Source organism: Pseudomonas mucoides (genome assembly GCF_015461845.1).
Taxonomy (GTDB): domain Bacteria; phylum Pseudomonadota; class Gammaproteobacteria; order Pseudomonadales; family Pseudomonadaceae; genus Aquipseudomonas; species Aquipseudomonas mucoides.
In genome coordinates, this window is the sequence record NZ_JACOPW010000005.1 from 365,518 (window position 1) to 382,071 (window position 16,554).

At 59.2% G+C, this 16,554-nt stretch carries 18 protein-coding genes; 9 read left to right on the forward strand and 9 right to left on the reverse strand.

Going from position 1 to position 16,554, the window contains the following annotated elements:
• Window positions 1-69 precede the first annotated feature (69 nt).
• Together H8F22_RS22775 and cysB are read left to right on the forward strand one after the other, a co-directional pair.
• Window positions 70-573 carry a universal stress protein gene (locus tag H8F22_RS22775; RefSeq protein ID WP_027925711.1) on the forward strand — a complete coding sequence of 168 codons (504 nt, stop codon included), beginning with the start codon at window positions 70-72 and terminating at the stop codon, window positions 571-573.
• A gap of 113 nt (window positions 574-686) precedes the next feature.
• A complete protein-coding gene (gene cysB, locus H8F22_RS22780) occupies window positions 687-1,661 on the forward strand; it encodes an HTH-type transcriptional regulator CysB (RefSeq protein ID WP_027925712.1) in 975 nt (324 codons plus the stop codon).
• Window positions 1,662-1,670: 9 nt separating this feature from the next.
• Here the strand turns inward: cysB and H8F22_RS22785 are convergent, their stop codons facing one another.
• Window positions 1,671-2,153: a GreA/GreB family elongation factor gene (locus H8F22_RS22785; RefSeq protein ID WP_027925713.1), complete on the reverse strand. Its 483-nt coding sequence runs from the start codon at window positions 2,151-2,153 to the stop codon at window positions 1,671-1,673.
• Between the two features lie 2 nt (window positions 2,154-2,155).
• On the reverse strand, window positions 2,156-2,566 hold the full coding sequence (locus H8F22_RS22790; RefSeq protein ID WP_194940714.1) for a hypothetical protein: 411 nt from the start codon (window positions 2,564-2,566) through the stop codon (window positions 2,156-2,158).
• A 124-nt stretch (window positions 2,567-2,690) separates the two neighbouring features.
• On the opposite strand from H8F22_RS22790, the gene earP reads away from it, so the two are divergent.
• Both earP and H8F22_RS22800 read left to right on the forward strand, forming a co-directional pair.
• Window positions 2,691-3,848: an elongation factor P maturation arginine rhamnosyltransferase EarP gene (gene earP, locus H8F22_RS22795; protein ID WP_027925715.1), complete on the forward strand. Its 1,158-nt coding sequence runs from the start codon at window positions 2,691-2,693 to the stop codon at window positions 3,846-3,848.
• Between the two features lie 48 nt (window positions 3,849-3,896).
• Window positions 3,897-4,466: an elongation factor P gene (locus tag H8F22_RS22800; RefSeq protein WP_007943632.1), complete on the forward strand. Its 570-nt coding sequence runs from the start codon at window positions 3,897-3,899 to the stop codon at window positions 4,464-4,466.
• Window positions 4,467-4,563: 97 nt separating this feature from the next.
• Here the strand turns inward: H8F22_RS22800 and H8F22_RS22805 are convergent, their stop codons facing one another.
• The 4 genes from H8F22_RS22805 to H8F22_RS22820 all read right to left on the reverse strand — a co-directional run bounded on the left by H8F22_RS22805 (window position 4,564) and on the right by H8F22_RS22820 (window position 7,870).
• Window positions 4,564-5,580: an alpha/beta hydrolase gene (locus tag H8F22_RS22805; protein WP_027925716.1), complete on the reverse strand. Its 1,017-nt coding sequence runs from the start codon at window positions 5,578-5,580 to the stop codon at window positions 4,564-4,566.
• Window positions 5,581-5,613: 33 nt separating this feature from the next.
• Window positions 5,614-6,033: an organic hydroperoxide resistance protein gene (locus H8F22_RS22810; RefSeq protein ID WP_027925717.1), complete on the reverse strand. Its 420-nt coding sequence runs from the start codon at window positions 6,031-6,033 to the stop codon at window positions 5,614-5,616.
• Window positions 6,034-6,381: 348 nt separating this feature from the next.
• Complete coding sequence (locus H8F22_RS22815; RefSeq protein ID WP_027925718.1) at window positions 6,382-6,843, reverse strand: MarR family winged helix-turn-helix transcriptional regulator; 462 nt, start codon at window positions 6,841-6,843, stop codon at window positions 6,382-6,384.
• Window positions 6,844-6,913: 70 nt separating this feature from the next.
• Entirely contained in the window at window positions 6,914-7,870 is a 957-nt protein-coding gene (locus H8F22_RS22820; protein WP_194940715.1) for a LysR family transcriptional regulator, read from the reverse strand.
• Between the two features lie 107 nt (window positions 7,871-7,977).
• Here H8F22_RS22820 and H8F22_RS22825 point away from each other — a divergent pair, with 107 nt between their 5' ends.
• On the forward strand, window positions 7,978-8,727 hold the full coding sequence (locus H8F22_RS22825; RefSeq protein WP_027925720.1) for a sulfite exporter TauE/SafE family protein: 750 nt from the start codon (window positions 7,978-7,980) through the stop codon (window positions 8,725-8,727).
• On the opposite strand, the gene H8F22_RS22830 is transcribed toward H8F22_RS22825, so the two are convergent.
• Window positions 8,717-9,571: a LysR substrate-binding domain-containing protein gene (locus tag H8F22_RS22830; RefSeq protein ID WP_027925721.1), complete on the reverse strand. Its 855-nt coding sequence runs from the start codon at window positions 9,569-9,571 to the stop codon at window positions 8,717-8,719. The two genes, H8F22_RS22825 and H8F22_RS22830, sit on opposite strands and share 11 nt — an antisense overlap.
• A 96-nt stretch (window positions 9,572-9,667) precedes the next feature.
• On the opposite strand from H8F22_RS22830, the gene H8F22_RS22835 reads away from it, so the two are divergent.
• The gene (locus tag H8F22_RS22835; RefSeq protein WP_027925722.1) at window positions 9,668-9,883 is read left to right on the forward strand and encodes a DUF1127 domain-containing protein; all 216 of its coding nucleotides are present in this window, start codon (window positions 9,668-9,670) and stop codon (window positions 9,881-9,883) included.
• A 64-nt stretch (window positions 9,884-9,947) separates the two neighbouring features.
• A complete protein-coding gene (locus H8F22_RS22840) occupies window positions 9,948-11,177 on the forward strand; it encodes a winged helix-turn-helix domain-containing protein (protein ID WP_194940716.1) in 1,230 nt (409 codons plus the stop codon).
• Between the two features lie 106 nt (window positions 11,178-11,283).
• On the opposite strand, the gene H8F22_RS22845 is transcribed toward H8F22_RS22840, so the two are convergent.
• Window positions 11,284-12,630 (reverse strand): class II 3-deoxy-7-phosphoheptulonate synthase, encoded by a 1,347-nt coding sequence (locus tag H8F22_RS22845; protein WP_027925724.1) that lies wholly within the window; start codon window positions 12,628-12,630, stop codon window positions 11,284-11,286.
• A gap of 162 nt (window positions 12,631-12,792) precedes the next feature.
• Between H8F22_RS22845 and H8F22_RS22850 the strand changes: the two genes are divergently transcribed.
• A complete protein-coding gene (locus H8F22_RS22850) occupies window positions 12,793-13,548 on the forward strand; it encodes a spermidine synthase (RefSeq protein WP_027925725.1) in 756 nt (251 codons plus the stop codon).
• A gap of 112 nt (window positions 13,549-13,660) precedes the next feature.
• Here the strand turns inward: H8F22_RS22850 and H8F22_RS22855 are convergent, their stop codons facing one another.
• Complete coding sequence (locus H8F22_RS22855) at window positions 13,661-14,452, reverse strand: crotonase/enoyl-CoA hydratase family protein (RefSeq protein WP_027925726.1); 792 nt, start codon at window positions 14,450-14,452, stop codon at window positions 13,661-13,663.
• A gap of 421 nt (window positions 14,453-14,873) precedes the next feature.
• Between H8F22_RS22855 and H8F22_RS22860 the strand changes: the two genes are divergently transcribed.
• Window positions 14,874-16,547 (forward strand): DEAD/DEAH box helicase, encoded by a 1,674-nt coding sequence (locus H8F22_RS22860; RefSeq protein WP_007943712.1) that lies wholly within the window; start codon window positions 14,874-14,876, stop codon window positions 16,545-16,547.
• Window positions 16,548-16,554 lie beyond the last annotated feature (7 nt).

Genomic DNA, 16,554 nt, shown 5'->3' on the forward strand with positions numbered 1-16,554 from the left:
GCGTCGTACTCGCCAAGGCACTGCTAAGCTGAATCAAATCTCCGCCATGTTGGCTTGCGAGGAGATCCTATGATTCAGTCGATGCTGTATGCCACTGACCTTGGCCTATATGCACCGTTGGTGATGCAACATGCCTTGGCCCTGGCGCGGACATTCAATGCCGACTTGTATGTGGTCCACGCGGTTGAGCCCATGGGGCTGTTTGCCGAATCGGTGCTTCAAAGTTATCTCGATGAACAGGCCTTGAACGAGTTTCACAGTCAGGGCCTGAGTACCGTCATTGCCAATATCGAGCAGCGGGTGCTCGACAGTTTTCGCGAAGAGCTGGGGGATGAAGGGGAGCAGGATCTGGCGCGAATCCGCGCGGTGCGCGTACTTCAGGGGGATCCATCGCAGGTGATTCTCGACCAGGCGCAGAAACTCTCTGTGGATTTGCTGATCGTAGGTAGTCATAGCCATGGTGCTGGCGCGGAAACGCCTTTGGGCAGGACCGCCGCGCGCGTGTTGCAGCTGGCGCGGGTGCCGGTCTATCTGGTGCCACTGGTAGAGCGTCGCCGCAAGGAAGATCGCTAGAACACAAATAGTGGCAATTTGACAAAAAAGTTCTAGATTTATTCTTCACGCCATTAATATAGTTATATACCGTCGCTGATGCCCGTGGCGTCTACCTGCTTTGAGGGATTCATATGAAGCTTCAACAATTGCGCTACATCTGGGAAGTGGCGCACCACGACCTCAACGTTTCCGCTACTGCCCAAAGCCTTTACACCTCGCAACCGGGTATCAGTAAACAGATCCGCCTGCTGGAAGACGAACTGGGCGTCGAGGTGTTCGCCCGCAGCGGCAAGCACCTGACCCGCGTCACCCCGGCTGGCGAACGCATCATCACCACCGCCGGCGAAATCCTGCGCAAGGTTGAAAGCATCAAGCAGATCGCCCAGGAATTCTCCAACGAGAAAAAGGGCACCCTGTCGATCGCCACCACTCACACCCAGGCACGTTATGCGTTGCCACCGGTGATCAGCACCTTCATCAAGCAATACCCGGACGTTGCCCTGCACATGCACCAGGGTTCGCCGATGCAGATCGCTGAAATGGCCGCTGACGGCACCGTGGATTTCGCTATTGCCACCGAAGCGCTGGAGTTGTTCGGCGACCTGGTGATGATGCCGTGCTACCGCTGGAACCGCTGCGTGGTCGTGCCACAAGGTCACCCATTGACCAAACTGTCGAAGCTGACCCTCGAAGCCTTGGCCGAATACCCGATCGTGACGTACGTGTTCGGTTTTACCGGCCGTTCGAAGCTCGACGAAGCCTTCAGCCATCGCGGCCTGACACCGAAAGTGGTGTTCACTGCCGCCGACGCCGACGTGATCAAGACTTACGTTCGTTTGGGACTGGGCGTGGGCATCGTGGCGAAAATGGCGGTCGATGCCAAACTCGATAGCGATCTGGTCATGCTCGATGCGAGCGATTTGTTTGAATCGAGCATCACCAAAATCGGTTTCCGTCGTGGCACCTTCCTGCGTGGCTTCATGTGCGATTTCATCGAGAAGTTTGCCCCGCACCTGACCCGTGAAGTGATGGCTAAAGCCATTCAGTGCCACAACAAGCAGGAGCTGGAAGAACTGTTCGACGGCGTCGAACTGCCGGTCCACTGATCGTTTGTTCTAGACCACCTCGGTAACAGAAAACTGTTGCCGAGCGCCCGCCACCAGAATCTCCACTTCATCCCCTTCGAACTTGCCCAGCAGGTTTTTGCCCAGCGGCGAGCGGGGGGTGATGACGGTGATCAGTTGCCCCACCAGATCGACCTTCAGGCCGGCCGCATCGGGGGCCAGAAACAGCCATTGCTCACGACCGTTCTCGTCTTCCAGGCCGAGCAGTGCGCCGACTTCGATGCCGCGCTGATCATCATAAGGGCGCAGCATCAGATTTTGGCACAGCGCCAGTGACTGGCGGATTTCCTCCACCCGTTTGGCCTGCCCGGCTGCCAGATAGGACGCCTCCAGCCCCAGGGTGTCGTACTTGTTTTCGGCGATGTTTTCTTCGTGGGTCGCGGTTTCGTAGGCGGTTTGCGCGGCACGCTCTGCGATGTCGAGATCAATCCGCAGCTTGTCGAGAATCAATTGGTGGACGGTCTGTTTGTTCATGATCAGTCGCAGAATTGCAGGACATTGGCGCGGCTTTTTTCGCTCGGCGCGGTATGGTCCTGCTGCAACCAGAACTGGCATTTTGGATTGGACAGATTGCGGCTGCTGCTGCGGGCCTGATCCATGCGCACCTGCTGTTCGTTCTTGCGCAGGTTCTCTTCGTATTGCTCGAACAACGGGCTCTGCGGTGGAATATCCTGCCTTGGCTGTTCGACAATCGGCGGCTTGGCCAGTTGTTCCACGGCGGCGGCTACCGGTGCCAGTTGCTCTTTGAAAAACACCGCTGAGACGAGCCAGCAGGTCAGCGCGATGGCGATAAATCCCAGCCACATACCAAGGGCAATGCTGCCGGTCAATCGCAGGGCGTTAAGCTGGATCGGCAACGGGCGGCGCGGGTTGGGACGGTAGGGCATGGCTGCCTCCTGGCGGATGGTCGCGGGCGAGTGGCGATTGTCGCACGAAGATTAATCGCCGTCGGCTCTTCTGCACGAGGTAATTTATGCGGACAATCGGTGCCTTTGCCAACGGGAACCTGGAATGCCTGAACTGCCTCAAGTGAAAAACCGCCGGCGCTGGGATATTTTTTGCACCGTGGTCGACAACTTTGGCGACATCGGCGTGACTTGGCGCCTGGCTCGCCAACTGGTGGCCGACCACGGGCTGGAGGTGCGCTTGTGGGTCGATGACCTGCGCGCCTTCGAACGTCTGTGTCCCGAGATCGATAGCCATGTCGCGCAGCAATGGCAGGCCGGCGTCGAAGTGCGCCAATGGCCGACCGAGTGGCTGGCCACCGACGCGGCGGACGTGGTCATCGCCGCATTCGCCTGCCAATTGCCGAGCGCCTACATGGACGCCATGGCCGAGCGGGTAAAGCCGCCGCTGTGGATGAACCTCGATTATCTGAGCGCCGAGGACTGGGTGATCGGCTGCCACGGTTTGCCGTCGGTCAAATACAAAACGGTGCAGAAGTACTTCTTCTTCCCGGGATTCCGGCCGGGCACCGGCGGTCTGCTGCGAGAAAGTGGATTGCTTGAGCGTCGCCGACAGTTTCAGCAAAGTCCCGAGACTCAACGCGAATTCCTTCAAGGGTTGGGCATTGATCGTGCGCCGAACGCGCAATTGATCTCGCTGTTTGCCTATGAGAATGCCGGGTTGTCGAGTTGGCTGGATGTACTGGCCGCCGATTCGTCGCCCACACATTTGCTGGTGCCCGAGGGGCGGATTCTCGGCGATGTCGAACGCTGGCTCGGCGTTGAAGGATTGGCCGCGGGGGCGCTTCATGTTCGCGACGGATTGACCGTCCAGGTGCTGCCGTTCGTCCGACAGGATCAATATGATCACCTGCTCTGGTGCTGCGATTTCAACGCCGTGCGCGGTGAAGACTCCTTCGTTCGCGCTCAATGGGCGGGTCGGCCGATGCTCTGGCACATCTATCAGCAGGAGGAAGACATCCACCTGGACAAGCTCGATGCGTTCCTCGCGCTGTACACAAAAGGCCTGTCCGAGCCCGCCAGCCAGGCGATAAACGGTCTTTGGCACGCCTGGAATGCCGGTCATGATATGTCCGACCACTGGCGCACAGCCCGCAAACACTGGCCAGAGCTGCAAAAACACGCCGAGGCGTGGTGTCTGGAACAAGCCTTGCAGGCCGATCTTGCCGCGGCGCTGGTACAGTTTTATGTAAATTGGATATGATACGCGGCCTAGATTTTTGTAAATCCCATCCAAATTCGGATATTCGCAATGAAAACTGGTAAAGAACTGAAACCCGGTACCGTGATCCGTCTCGAAAACGATCCTTGGCTGGTTCAGAAAGCTGAATTCACCAAATCCGGTCGTAACAGCGCGATCATGAAGACCAAGCTGAAAAACCTGCTGACCGGTTACAAGACCGAGATCGTTTACAGCGCTGACGACAAACTGGACGACGTAATCCTCGACCGCAAAGAAGCGACCCTGTCCTTCATCAGCGGCGACACCTACACGTTCATGGACACCACTGACTACACCATGTACGAGCTGAACGCTGAAGACATCGAAGCCGTTCTGCCTTTCGTTGAAGAAGGCATGACCGATGTTTGCGAAGCGATCTTCTTCGAAGAGCGTCTGGTTTCCGTAGAACTGCCGACCACTATCGTGCGTCAGGTTGACTACACCGAAGGTTCCGCTCGCGGTGACACTTCCGGCAAGGTCATGAAGCCTGCCAAACTGAAGAACGGTACCGAGCTGTCGGTTGCTGACTTCATCGAAATCGGCGACATGATCGAGATCGATACCCGCGAAGGCGGTTCCTACAAAGGCCGTGCTAAATAAGCACTGCTTTTTGCGGACAGAAAAAGCCCGACCTCTGAGTCGGGCTTTTTTGTGGGCGCAATTTCGAATTCAACGTTGCACCCCTGTAGGAGCGGTGTTACTTCTTCAGGTGTTCTTTGAGCTCTTGCGACGCTTGCAGCATCGCCGAACGCACCGCAGGCACCTGGCTCACCACGTTGAGCAAACCGTAGTCGTGGATCATGCCGTTGTAGCGAACCGACGTCACTGCCACCCCTGCCTCATCAAGCTTGCGAGCATAGGCTTCACCCTCGTCGCGCAGCACGTCAGCGCCCGCCGTCTGCACCAGTGCAGGTGGCAAGCCCTTCAGTTGGGCGGTGGTTGCCCGCAGCGGCGAGGCGTAGATCTCGTTACGCTGGTCGGCGTCGGTGGTGTAGTTGTCCCAGAACCACTTCATCATGTTTTTGGTGAGGAAGTGCCCCTCGGCAAACTGGTTGTATGACGCCGTTTCGAAGTTCGCATCCGTTACCGGCCACAGCAGCACCTGGAACTTGATCGCCGGTGTGCCCTTGTCCTTGGCCATCAGTGCAACCACGGCCGCCATGTTGCCACCGACGCTGTTGCCGGCCACGGCCAGACGTTTGCTGTCGACATTGATCTCTTTGCCGTGCTCGGCCACCCATTGGGTCGCCGCATACGCCTGGTTGATCGCCACCGGGTAATGCGCTTCTGGCGACGGGGTGTAATTGACGAACACCGCCACTGCCCCCGAGCCCGTTACCAGATCACGCACCAATCGTTCGTGGGTCGGGAAGTCGCCCAACACCCAGCCACCACCATGGAAGAACATGAACACGGGCAGCTCGCCCTTGACCCCGGCCGGCCGGACGATGGTCAGGCGCAGCGGTTGGCCATCGACTTGAATGGTCTTCTCGCTGACATCCGCTTTAGGCAGTGTCAGTTTCACCGAGGCTTGCGCACCCGTCAGCACGGCACGGGCGTCCTTCGGGGTGAGTTGCTCCATCGGTTTGCCGGTGCCGGCATTCAGTACGTCGAGGAAGGCCTGGGTGTTGTGTTCAACACCGTCGCCTGCAAACGCGTTGCCGATGGACAGGGCGAGAAGGGTGCCGGTCAAGACTTTGCTGAAAGCGTTCATGTTCGTTTCCTGTTCGGACTTTGGGATCAGCGGTTAGACGGTGACGTGCAGGCGCACATCGACGTTGCCACGGGTGGCGTTGGAATACGGGCAGACCTGGTGGGCAGCGTCGACCAGGGATTGCGCGTCGGCTTGTTCAAGGCCCGGCAAGCTGATGTGCAGGTCGATGTCCAGACCGAAGCCGCCAGGGATTTGGCCGATGCCGACATGGGCGGTGATCGAGGCGTCGTTCGGGATGGTGCGTTTGGTCTGGCTGGCAACGAATTTCAGCGCGCCGATGAAGCAGGCGGAGTAACCGGCAGCGAACAGTTGCTCAGGGTTGGTCGCTGCGCCGCCCGCACCGCCGAGTTCTTTCGGGGTAGCGAGTTTGACGTCGAGGATGTTGTCGCTGGAAACGGCACGACCATCACGGCCGCCAGTGGAGGTTGCGATTGCGGTGTAGAGAGTTTGCATGGTGTGAGCCTCATTCGGGTTTGATGTTTTGCGCTAAATGTTTGCGCGCTAAGTAAGTGCGAGATGAATGTATCGCGCAAGTATTTTGCGCGCAAGATAAATTTTTGAAAAAGTTTTGGTCGGGATTTGGGCGGATGATACGGAGGCCGAGTTAGAGCGGTCGAGGCGAGATTTTCAGGACTGAAAATTTTTTGAGGAAGGGCTGAACAAGGTTGAAAGCACACAACAAAACCAATGTAGGAGTGAGCCTGCTCGCGATAGCGGTGCATCAATCGACATCAATGTTCGAATGTCACACCGCTATCGCGAGCAGGCTCACTCCTACAGGGATTCAGGTTGGTAGAGGGATCAGAGGCTGTTCTGCAAATTGTCGCGCAGCACTTGCAGCTCCGCTTGCAGTTTGTTCAGTCGCTCCACGGTCATCCCGCTGGCGCCGAGGATGCACTGCGGAATGCTGCGTGCCTTTTCCCGCAAGGCGCGACCTTGTTCAGTGAGTTCGACGATCACCACCCGTTCGTCTTCGCGGCTGCGGGTGCGGCTGAGCAGGCCTTCGACCTCCAGGCGTTTGAGCAACGGCGTCAGCGAGCCGGGATCGGTCAGCAGGCGCGTGCTGATTTCACCTACGGTCAAACCATCGCGTTCCCACAGCACCATCATCGCCAGGTATTGCGGATAGGTCAGGCCCAGCGCTTGCAACAGCGGTTTATAGACCTTGGTCATCAGTAGCGAAGTCGAGTGCAGGGCGAAACACGCCTGATTATCCAGCAGCAGTTGTTCACAGTTATCCGGGGTGTCGCGTTCGGTGGTCATCTCAAAAGCCTTGATCGGTAATCCTCATGAATCTAGCGGGCGAATCTTTAATGCGCCATATAATTTTCGACTAGTGGCGATCCAGCGTGTTTTGCAGTGCCAGGTCCCACGGCGGGATCGGGCTGAAGCGAGTCTTGAGGTATTCCAGCAACAACCGGCTGCGCGAGTTAAGCTGTTGCGCCAATCGCAAGGCATAGATGCCGGCGCTCTCCGGTTTGGGCAGACCGTTTTCGCAGAACAGCGGCAGCAATTCACCGCGCAGCAGGTATTCACTGGCCAGCCAGGTCGGCAGGTGGGCGATGCCCAGCCCGGCCAATGCGCCACAGACCAGCGCTTCGGCATTGTTGGCGCTCATGCGGATCCGCGTCGGGCGATGCAAATGCATTTGCCCGTCACGTTCGAAGCGCCACGCGAAGGGCGGGGCGAGTCCATCCCAATCGAGGCCTTCGTGATCGACTAACTGTGCGGGCTCGGTTGGCACACCGCGGCGTTGCAGATAGTCCGGGCTGGCGCAGGCAATGCGCACCAGGCTCGCCAGTGGCGTGGCCACCAGTCGGGTGTCGGCCATCTGTCCGGCGCGCAATACCAGATCGACCTTGCCCAGGTTCAAGCCTTGCATGTCGACGAAGCTGTCGATCAGGTGCAGTTGCACGTCGAGGCCGGGGTACAGCATCAGGAAATCGGCAATCACCGGGGCCAGATGCCGTCGCCCGAATGCCGCGGGCGCATCGATTCTGATCAAGCCTTCCGGCGCGCTGCTCAGGGACACCGCTTCGGCCCGTGCCAGCCGAAGCTCGGCGACGATTCGTCGGGCGCGCTCGGCAAAGGCCAGGCCCGCCGGGGTCGCCATCACGGCGTGAGTGCTGCGGGTGAACAACTGGCTGCCGACGGCCTTTTCCAGACTATCAATGCGCCGCGCCACGGCCGATGGGGTCAGGGGATGGCGGCGGGAGGCCGCGGAGAAGCTTCCGGATTCCAGCACATCCAGAAACAGCCCAAGCTGTTCGGTCAATTGATTAGGGTTCATGGTGATCACGGCTATGCGAAGTTGGCACAGCCATTGTGCGGTGCTGTGCGTTTCCGCGCCATCGCGGACTGCGTAGCATGAACACCCTGACAAAAGAGGAATCGCCCGTGATCGAGTTTGTGATGTATCTGGTGTTTGGCGCGGCCCTCGGCACCCTCGGCGGGTTGTTCGGGATCGGCGGCGGTTTGATCGCGATCCCGTTGCTGGGCGTCCTGTTCGGGCTTGATCAACAAATCGCCCAAGGCACCGCGCTGGTGATGGTCGTACCCAACGTCATGCTGGCGCTGTGGCGCTATCACCAGCGCAATCGCATTGAATTGCGTCACGCGCTGCCCTTGGCGTCGATGGGCTTCTGTTTTGCCTGGATCGGTTCGATCTGGGCGGTCGGCATCGATGCGCAAACCATGCGCAGCGGCTTTGTCGCGTTCCTGGTGGCGCTGTCGGCCTACAACCTGTTCCGAATGTTCATCGCCAATACCCCCGCCTCGGCGCAGATGCATTACGGCTGGCCATGGCTGGGTGTGCTCGGCGCGGCTTCCGGGACCATGGGCGGCTTGTTTGGTGTAGGCGGGGCGGTGGTGGCGACGCCGGTGTTGACCAGCCTGTTTGGCACCAGTCAGGTGGTGGCCCAAGGGTTGTCGCTGGCGCTGGCGTTACCCAGCACCGGCGTCACGCTGGTGACTTACGCGGCGCACCATCAGGTCGACTGGCTGATTGGCGTGCCGTTGGCCATCGGCGGGTTGATGAGCATCAGTTGGGGCGTAAAGATCGCCCACGCAATGCCGGAGCGTCTGCTGCGCGGGTTGTTCTGCGGTTTTCTGGTGTGCTCGGCGGTGATGCTCGCGCTTAAAGTTTGAAGCCTTCGACAATGTGCTCGGCCAGGCACTCGGTGATCGGCGACGGGTTGTGCAGATTGCGCACGAGCATGATGCAGGCTTCCGGTAATTGCGGCAGGTCTTCGGCCTCACCGAGGATGCGCATGTCCGGGGTGATCAGGCTTTCCAGTTGCGCGGTCACCGCCAGCCCGGCGCTGACCACGGCCATCAATGCCGACAGGCTCGAACTGTTGTAGGCAATCCGGTAATCACGGCCCATCGCATCCAGTGCGTTACACGCCCACAGCCGGCAGAAACAATCACTGTTGAACATCGCCAGAGGCAATGGCGTCTGCTCATGGGCGCTGAAGCATTGCGCTTCGGCCCAGACGAAACGTTCCTTGCGTAACAACTGGCCAATCTCGGTCCCGGGCTCGCGAGTGACGATGGACAGATCCAGGTCCTGACGTTGCAGCAATTGTTTTGATGATTCGCAGTGAACCTCGATCTGGATCAGCGGATAGCTCTTGGCGAAGCGCGACAAAATCCCCGGCAGAAAGCGCATCACGTAATCGTCCGGTGTGCCGATGCGCACGGTGCCGACCATGTGCGGCTCCCGCAGCGTGTTGAACACTTCGCTGTGGAGTTTGAGAATGCGCCGCGCATACCCCAGCAAAACCTGGCCTTCGGCGGTCAGTTTGACCTGTCGCCCATCGCGTTCGAACAGTTGGCGCTGCAACACGTCCTCTTCCAGACGTTTCATCTGCATGCTCACCGCCGACTGCGTGCGATTGACCAATTCACCGGCGCGGGTGAAACCGCCCTGGTCGGCGATGGCGACAAAGGTACGCAGGACATCCGTATCGATACTGGGGAAAGCTGACATCCATCAATCTCCGAGATGGTTACCATCAGAAACATTCGTTGGATTGATCTTATCCCTCGAGCGAGACTTGAGCCATCCCCAACGGAGGACAACGAGATGAAAGGTCAACATCAACACGTAACGGAAGAAAGATTCTCCATTCATGCGGTATCCGATCTGCTGCACAAGTTTACCCGCTGGTACGAACTTCATCGTGAGCGCGAATTGCTGGCGAGTCTGAGCGATGAAGCACTCAAGGACATAGGCGTCAGTCGTGCCGATGTCGAACATGAATCGGTCAGACCCTTCTGGGATGATCCGATGCATAAATGATGAGGCCATTGCTACACAAACCCCTCTCTGGTGAGGTAGGTTGCGAGCAGACACGGAGGTATTCATGCCCGCAACGCTGTCCTTTTCCAACCGACAAGCTCGACGTCTGGCACTGGCTGCCCAAGGGTTCAACGGGCGCCAGCCGCCAGCGACGATCACGCCTGTTCAACTCAATCGACTGATCGAACGGCTGGGTATTTTGCAGATCGATTCGGTCAACGCGTTAGTGCGTTCGCACTACCTTCCCTTGTTTTCCCGCCTTGGAAATTACTCATCCGACTTACTCGATCAGGCTGCCTGGAGTCAGGGCCGACGTCGCACGTTGTTTGAATACTGGGGGCACGAAGCCTCGTTGCTGCCGTTGTCGATGTATCCCCTGATGCGTTGGCGCATGCAGCGCGCTACGCGTGGCGAAGATATCTATCAGCAACTGGCGCGTTTCGGGCGTGAACAACAGGACACCATTCGCCGGGTGCTGGCCTCGGTCGAAGAACTCGGCGCGCTGGGTGCCGGAAGCCTGTCGACTCGTGAGGAACGGGCCGGGCCGTGGTGGGACTGGAGCGCGGAAAAGCATGCGCTGGAATGGTTGTTTGCCGCCGGCGAAGTGACGGTGGCCGGCCGGCGTGGTTTCGAACGACTTTATGATTTGCCGGAGCGGGTGATTCCTTCGGCCATTTTGCAGCAGCCGGAATTAAGTGAGGCCGAGGCTCAGCGCGGCCTGTTATTGCATGCGGTGACGGCATTGGGTGTCGGCACGGAAAAAGACCTGCGGGACTATTTTCGCTTGAACCCGGCAGACAGTCGCCCGCGTCTGGCAGAACTGGTCGAGGCCGGTGAGTTGCTGACCTGCGAAGTGCAAGGCTGGCGGCAAGCGGCGTATTGCCTGCCCGAGCCGAAAGTGCCGCGCAAGGTTGCGGCCAGTGCATTGCTTTCACCGTTTGATTCGCTGATCTGGGAACGCAGTCGTACCGAGCGGTTGTTTGATTTCCGCTACCGGCTGGAGATTTATACGCCGCAGGACAAGCGGGTTTACGGGTATTACGTGTTGCCGTTTTTGCACAACGAACGGATTGCCGCGCGGGTGGATCTGCGGGCGGAGCGGGCGTTGGGGCGGTTGGCGGTGCACGCGGTACACGAGGAAGAGCCGGGGCTGGATGATGAAGGGATGCAAGCTTTGGCAGTCAATCTGCAGCGGATGGCGGACTGGTTGGGGCTTGAGCGGGTGCAGTTGAATTGTCAGCGGGTGAGTGCCGACAGGTTAAGAGTGGCATTGGCTCAATTCTCTGGTGTTTAAGCGGCCGCCATCGCGGGCAAGCCCGCTCCCACATGGATCACCTAAACCCTGTGGGAGCGGGCTTGCCCGCGATGGCGGCCAGTCAAGCAATAAAGAACCTGCTGGCTTAACGCCGAACCTGTTTCAGTGTCTCCGCAATAAGAAAAGCCAATTCCAGCGACTGATCTGCATTCATCCGTGGATCACAATGGGTGTGATACCGGTCCGACAGCCCATCCTCAGTAATCGGCCGCGCCCCACCAATGCATTCAGTCACGTTCTGCCCGGTCATCTCGATGTGGATACCGCCGGCATAACTGCCTTCCGCCTGGTGAACCTGGAAGAATTGCTTCACCTCGCCAAGGATCTGCGCGAAGTCGCGGGTTTTGTAGCCGCTGCTGGCCTTGATGGTGTTGCCGTGCATCGGGTCGGAGCTCCACAGCACCTGCTTGCCTTCGCGCTGCACTGCGCGGATCAGCGCCGGCAAATGATCGCCAACCTTGTTCGCACCCATTCGCGCGATCAGGTTCAGCCGGCCCGGATCGTTGTCCGGGTTCAGCACGTCAATCAGGCGAATCAGGTCTTCAGGGTTCATGCTTGGGCCGACCTTGACCCCGATCGGGTTGTTCACCCCACGCAGGAATTCGACGTGTGCGCCATCGAGCTGGCGGGTGCGGTCGCCGATCCACAGCATGTGCGCCGAGCAATCGTAGTAATCGTTGGTCAGGCTGTCGCGCCGTACGAAGGCTTCTTCGTAGTTGAGCAGCAGCGCTTCGTGGGCGGTGAAGAAACTGGTTTCGCGCAATTGCGGCGAAGTGTCCATGCCGCAGGCGCGCATGAACGCCAGGGTTTCATCGATGCGGTCGGCCAGGTGGCTGTATTTTTCCGCCAGTGCCGAGTTGGCGATGAAGTCCAGGTTCCACTTGTGCACCTGATGCAGATCGGCAAACCCGCCCTGGGCGAATGCCCGCAGCAGGTTCAGGGTGGCGGTGGACTGATGGTAAGACTGAAGCAGGCGTTCCGGGTCCGGCACGCGGCTTTTCTCGTCGAAACCGATGCCGTTGACGATGTCGCCACGGTAGGCGGGCAGGGTCACGCCGTCGATGGTTTCGTCATTGGCCGAACGCGGTTTGGCGAACTGACCGGCCATGCGCCCGACCTTGACCACCGGGCAACCGGCGGCGAAGGTCATGACGATCGCCATTTGCAGCAGGACTTTGAAGGTGTCGCGGATTTTCGCGGCAGAGAACTCGGCAAAGCTCTCGGCGCAATCGCCGCCCTGCAACAGGAAGGCGCGCCCCTGGGTCACTTCGGCAAACTGACGGCGCAACTCCCGGGCCTCACCGGCAAACACCAGCGGCGGATAACCGGCCAGGGTTTGCTCGACTTGCTGCAAGTGAGCGGCGTCGGGGTATTGAGGTTGTTGCTGGATCGGCAGGGCGCGCCAGCTGTCAGGGCTCCAGGGTTGGCTCATCACGTTCTCTAGTGTTTTACGCTCGGACGGTTATGTTATCAGCAATTAGTGCGTGACCTGTTCCCGTCGCTTCGCGGACAATCGCGCCTTTGCCGCGCCCCCTCGCGGTTTTATTGCGCTGCTGTTTATCACAGGTCGGCGCGGCAGCAATCAGGAGACGAAATGACTGAGGAGCGCGTCGAGCATCTGCTCGCCGAGGTACAGGATGAGTTCGGCGTGATACGCGTGCTGGAAGTCGCCGACTACCGTTTTCTGGAGTTCGGCGATGCCATCGAGCAGAGCTGCGTCTTCACCGCTGATCCGAGCTGGCTCGAGTACGACTACACCCGGGCGATGCTGATCGGTGCGCTGTGCCACGAGCAGCCGGAAAGCGCGCTGTTTCTGGGGCTTGGCGCGGGCACGCTGACTCAGGCCTGCCTGAAGTTTCTGCCGCTGGAAGATGTCGAAGCGATTGAATTGCGCCCGGACGTACCGCGCCTGGCCATTGAATACCTGGGGTTGGATGATGATCCTCGGTTGTATATCCGGGTGGGTGATGCGCTGGAATTGCTCGACACCGCTGAGCCGGCGGACCTGATTTTCGTCGACCTTTACACCGATGTCGGTCCGGGTGTCGGGCATCTGGCCTGGAGCTTTCTGGAAAACTGTCAGAAGCGCTTGAATCCGGGGGGCTGGCTGGTGATCAATCAATGGGCCACCGATGATGGAAAACCGTTGGGCGCGGCGTTGTTGCGCGGGCTTTATCACCGGCATTACTGGGAGCTGCCGGTGAAGGAGGGCAATGTGATTTTGATCGTGCCTTCGGAGCTGGATCAGGAATTGGACATGGACGGTTTGCTCGCCCGGGCCGAAGGGCTGGCGCCGCGATTGGGGTATTCGTTGCAGTCGCTGATCAAGGCGATTCGCCCGGCGACTTAAATGGGTTGCCTGTAATGGCCTCATCGCGGGCAAGCCTTGCTTCTACAGGTTGTGGATAACCCTTGTAGGAGCAAGGCTTGCCCGCGATTAAGTCCGAAAAAACAACACAAAATCAAAGCCCTTTGAAGATACCGGGCCGCTTCTCGACCATCGACCGCACCCCCTCCTTGGCATCCTCACTCGCCAACAACTTCTTCACCAGCGGCGGCAATCCCTGCGCCGCCGCCGTTTCCCCTTCATAGCGCGCCTGCCGCGCCGACATCAACGTCGCCTGCACGCCCAATGGCGCCTGCCGGGCAATCCGTTCCGCCAATTCAATCGCCCTTGGCAGCAGATCCTCGCTGGCCATGACTTCCTGCACCAGACCCAGATGCAACGCGTCATGCGCATCAAACTCATCACCGGTGAGCAGCCAGCGCATGGCATTGCCCCAGCCGGCGACCTGGTGCAGGCGCAATGTGGCGCCGCCAAACGGAAAAATCCCGCGCTGCACTTCTTTCTGGGCAAAGCGGGTGTTACTGGCGCACAGGTTGATGTCAGCGGCCAGCATCAACTCGATGCCGATGGTCAGGCAGTAGCCTTGCGCGGCAACAATCACCGGTTTGCTGACGCGGGGGCCGGCAAAAACACCCCATGGATCGCAGCCACCCGGCGGGGCCTGCCAGCCTTCGGCCAACGCCGCGCTGGCACTGACCAGATCGAGCCCGGCGGTGAAATGCTCGCCATGACCGAACACCACCGCGACCCGCGCCTCGTTATCGGCCTCGAATTCGCCGTAGGCCAGGCTCAGTTCGTTGAGCAGTTCAAGGTCGAAGGCGTTGCGCTTGGCCACCCGATCCAGGCCGATCATCAGGACATGACCGTGTCGTTCGCGGGTGACGCGACTGCAAGCGGGCTGATTCATGGAACAATTCCTCGGGCGGGAAGGGTGTGTCAGACCGCAGGTCTGCTTGCTAACGATGAACCGTTTTAGCGCCATCACCAGCAGGGCCGGGCCTTTGAAAAATAGACCGTGTCAGGATTATCCGCAAAGCCTGTGACACAACGGTGTATCCGTCAGTTTTCCGACAAATAATGCTCCCTTTTTTGGCGAATTCCGGTATAGTGCGCGCCGGCCTTTAACCGGGCCGCGTTTAGGTAGCGCAATTCCCCGAAGTCAGCTTCGGCTGCACGTCCGCACAGCGGACTCTCCCTTGACGAATCTTTTTCATTCATTCGTTTTCGCAAATCCCCGCCGACAAAGCAGCCAGGGCGACTCTTGAGTCTTACACGGCATGCGCAGCTTTGGAGCATGGGTCTTTGCGGATGCACTTAGAGGCAGACCCATGACCCAGGAAACCGGCGGCTTCGCCGCTTTTAATCTTAATCCGAATATCCTTGCAGCCGTCATTGCGACCGGCTACGAAGAGCCTTCGGCTATTCAGCAGCAATCGATCCCGATCATCATGGCCGGCCACGACATGATTGGCCAAGCGCAAACCGGTACCGGTAAAACCGCCGCGTTCGCTCTGCCAATCCTGCATCGCATCGATCCTGCAAAGCGCGAACCGCAAGCCCTGATCCTGGCGCCAACCCGTGAGTTGGCGCTGCAAGTAGCAACCGCTTTCGAAACCTACGCCAAGCAAATGCCGGGCGTTACCGTTGTGGCCGTTTACGGCGGCGCCCCTATGGGTCCACAACTGAAAGCAATCCGTAATGGCGCACAGATCGTTGTCGCCACTCCGGGCCGTCTTTGCGACCACCTGCGTCGTGACGAAAAAGTCCTGGCTACCGTGAACCACCTGGTTCTCGACGAAGCGGACGAAATGCTCAAACTGGGTTTCATGGACGACCTCGAAGTCATCTTCAAGGCTCTGCCAGCAACCCGTCAGACCGTATTGTTCTCGGCCACTCTGCCACAGTCGATCCGTGCCATTGCCGAACGCCATCTGCGCGATCCGCAACACGTGAAGATCCAGACCAAGACTCAGACCGTTACCGCGATCGAACAGGCTCACCTGTTGGTTCACGCTGACCAGAAGACCTCGGCTGTATTGAGCCTGCTGGAAGTGGAAGATTTCGACGCCCTGATCATGTTCGTGCGCACCAAGCAAGCGACCCTGGACCTGGCCAGTGCCCTGGAAGCCAAAGGCTACAAAGCCGCTGCGCTGAACGGTGACATTGCTCAGAACCAACGTGAGCGCGTGATCGAATCCCTCAAGGATGGTCGTCTGGACATCGTTGTGGCGACCGACGTTGCTGCTCGTGGCCTGGACGTTCCGCGCATCACTCACGTGTTCAACGTTGACATGCCGTACGACCCAGAGTCCTACGTTCACCGTATCGGCCGTACCGGCCGTGCCGGTCGCGAAGGTCGTGCACTGCTGCTGGTGACTCCGCGTGAGCGCCGCATGCTGCAAGTGATCGAGCGTGTAACCGGTCAAAAGGTTGCCGAAGTTCGCCTGCCGGACGCTCAGGCCGTTCTCGATGCCCGCATCAAGAAACTGACCAACAGCCTGTCGCCGCTGGTAGCTGATGCCGAATCGACCCACGGTGATCTGCTGGATCGTCTGACTGCCGACATCGGTTGCACTCCGCGTGCACTGGCCGCTGCTCTGCTGCGCAAGGCAACCAACGCTCAGGCGTTGACCCTGGCTGCGATCGAGAAAGAACGTCCACTGGTGCCGAACAATGCACCGCGTGGCGATCGTCCAGAGCGTACCGGTGATCGTCCGGACCGTGGTGATCGCGAGCGTCGTGCTCCGGTTCCATTGGCTGAAGGTCGTGCTCGTTGCCGTACCGCGCTGGGTGCGCGTGACGGTATCGCTGCCAAGAACCTGCTGGGCGCTATCCTGAATGAAGGCGGTTTGGCTCGTGAAGCCATCGGCCGCATCCAGGTACGTGACAGCTTCAGCCTCGTCGAGCTGCCGGAAGATGGTCTGGAGAAGTTGCTGACCAAACTGAAGGACACTCGCGTTGCCGGTAAGCAGTTGAAGCTGCGTCGCTATCGCGAAGATTGATCCGCTC

Bases quoted from the DNA above. Each gene is read 5' to 3' on its own strand.
- H8F22_RS22815 (WP_027925718.1), bottom strand. From the start codon at position 6,843: ATGACCACCGAACGCGACACCCCGGATAACTGTGAACAACTGCTGCTG.
- H8F22_RS22775 (WP_027925711.1), top strand. From the start codon at position 70: ATGATTCAGTCGATGCTGTATGCCACTGACCTTGGCCTATATGCACCG.
- H8F22_RS22840 (WP_194940716.1), top strand. From the start codon at position 9,948: ATGCCCGCAACGCTGTCCTTTTCCAACCGACAAGCTCGACGTCTGGCA.
- earP (WP_027925715.1), top strand. From the start codon at position 2,691: ATGCCTGAACTGCCTCAAGTGAAAAACCGCCGGCGCTGGGATATTTTT.
- H8F22_RS22785 (WP_027925713.1), bottom strand. From the start codon at position 2,153: ATGAACAAACAGACCGTCCACCAATTGATTCTCGACAAGCTGCGGATT.
- H8F22_RS22820 (WP_194940715.1), bottom strand. From the start codon at position 7,870: ATGAACCCTAATCAATTGACCGAACAGCTTGGGCTGTTTCTGGATGTG.
- H8F22_RS22810 (WP_027925717.1), bottom strand. From the start codon at position 6,033: ATGCAAACTCTCTACACCGCAATCGCAACCTCCACTGGCGGCCGTGAT.
- H8F22_RS22830 (WP_027925721.1), bottom strand. From the start codon at position 9,571: ATGTCAGCTTTCCCCAGTATCGATACGGATGTCCTGCGTACCTTTGTC.
- H8F22_RS22855 (WP_027925726.1), bottom strand. From the start codon at position 14,452: ATGAATCAGCCCGCTTGCAGTCGCGTCACCCGCGAACGACACGGTCAT.
- H8F22_RS22790 (WP_194940714.1), bottom strand. From the start codon at position 2,566: ATGCCCTACCGTCCCAACCCGCGCCGCCCGTTGCCGATCCAGCTTAAC.
- H8F22_RS22805 (WP_027925716.1), bottom strand. From the start codon at position 5,580: ATGAACGCTTTCAGCAAAGTCTTGACCGGCACCCTTCTCGCCCTGTCC.
- H8F22_RS22860 (WP_007943712.1), top strand. From the start codon at position 14,874: ATGACCCAGGAAACCGGCGGCTTCGCCGCTTTTAATCTTAATCCGAAT.
- H8F22_RS22800 (WP_007943632.1), top strand. From the start codon at position 3,897: ATGAAAACTGGTAAAGAACTGAAACCCGGTACCGTGATCCGTCTCGAA.
- H8F22_RS22835 (WP_027925722.1), top strand. From the start codon at position 9,668: ATGAAAGGTCAACATCAACACGTAACGGAAGAAAGATTCTCCATTCAT.
- cysB (WP_027925712.1), top strand. From the start codon at position 687: ATGAAGCTTCAACAATTGCGCTACATCTGGGAAGTGGCGCACCACGAC.
- H8F22_RS22850 (WP_027925725.1), top strand. From the start codon at position 12,793: ATGACTGAGGAGCGCGTCGAGCATCTGCTCGCCGAGGTACAGGATGAG.
- H8F22_RS22845 (WP_027925724.1), bottom strand. From the start codon at position 12,630: ATGAGCCAACCCTGGAGCCCTGACAGCTGGCGCGCCCTGCCGATCCAG.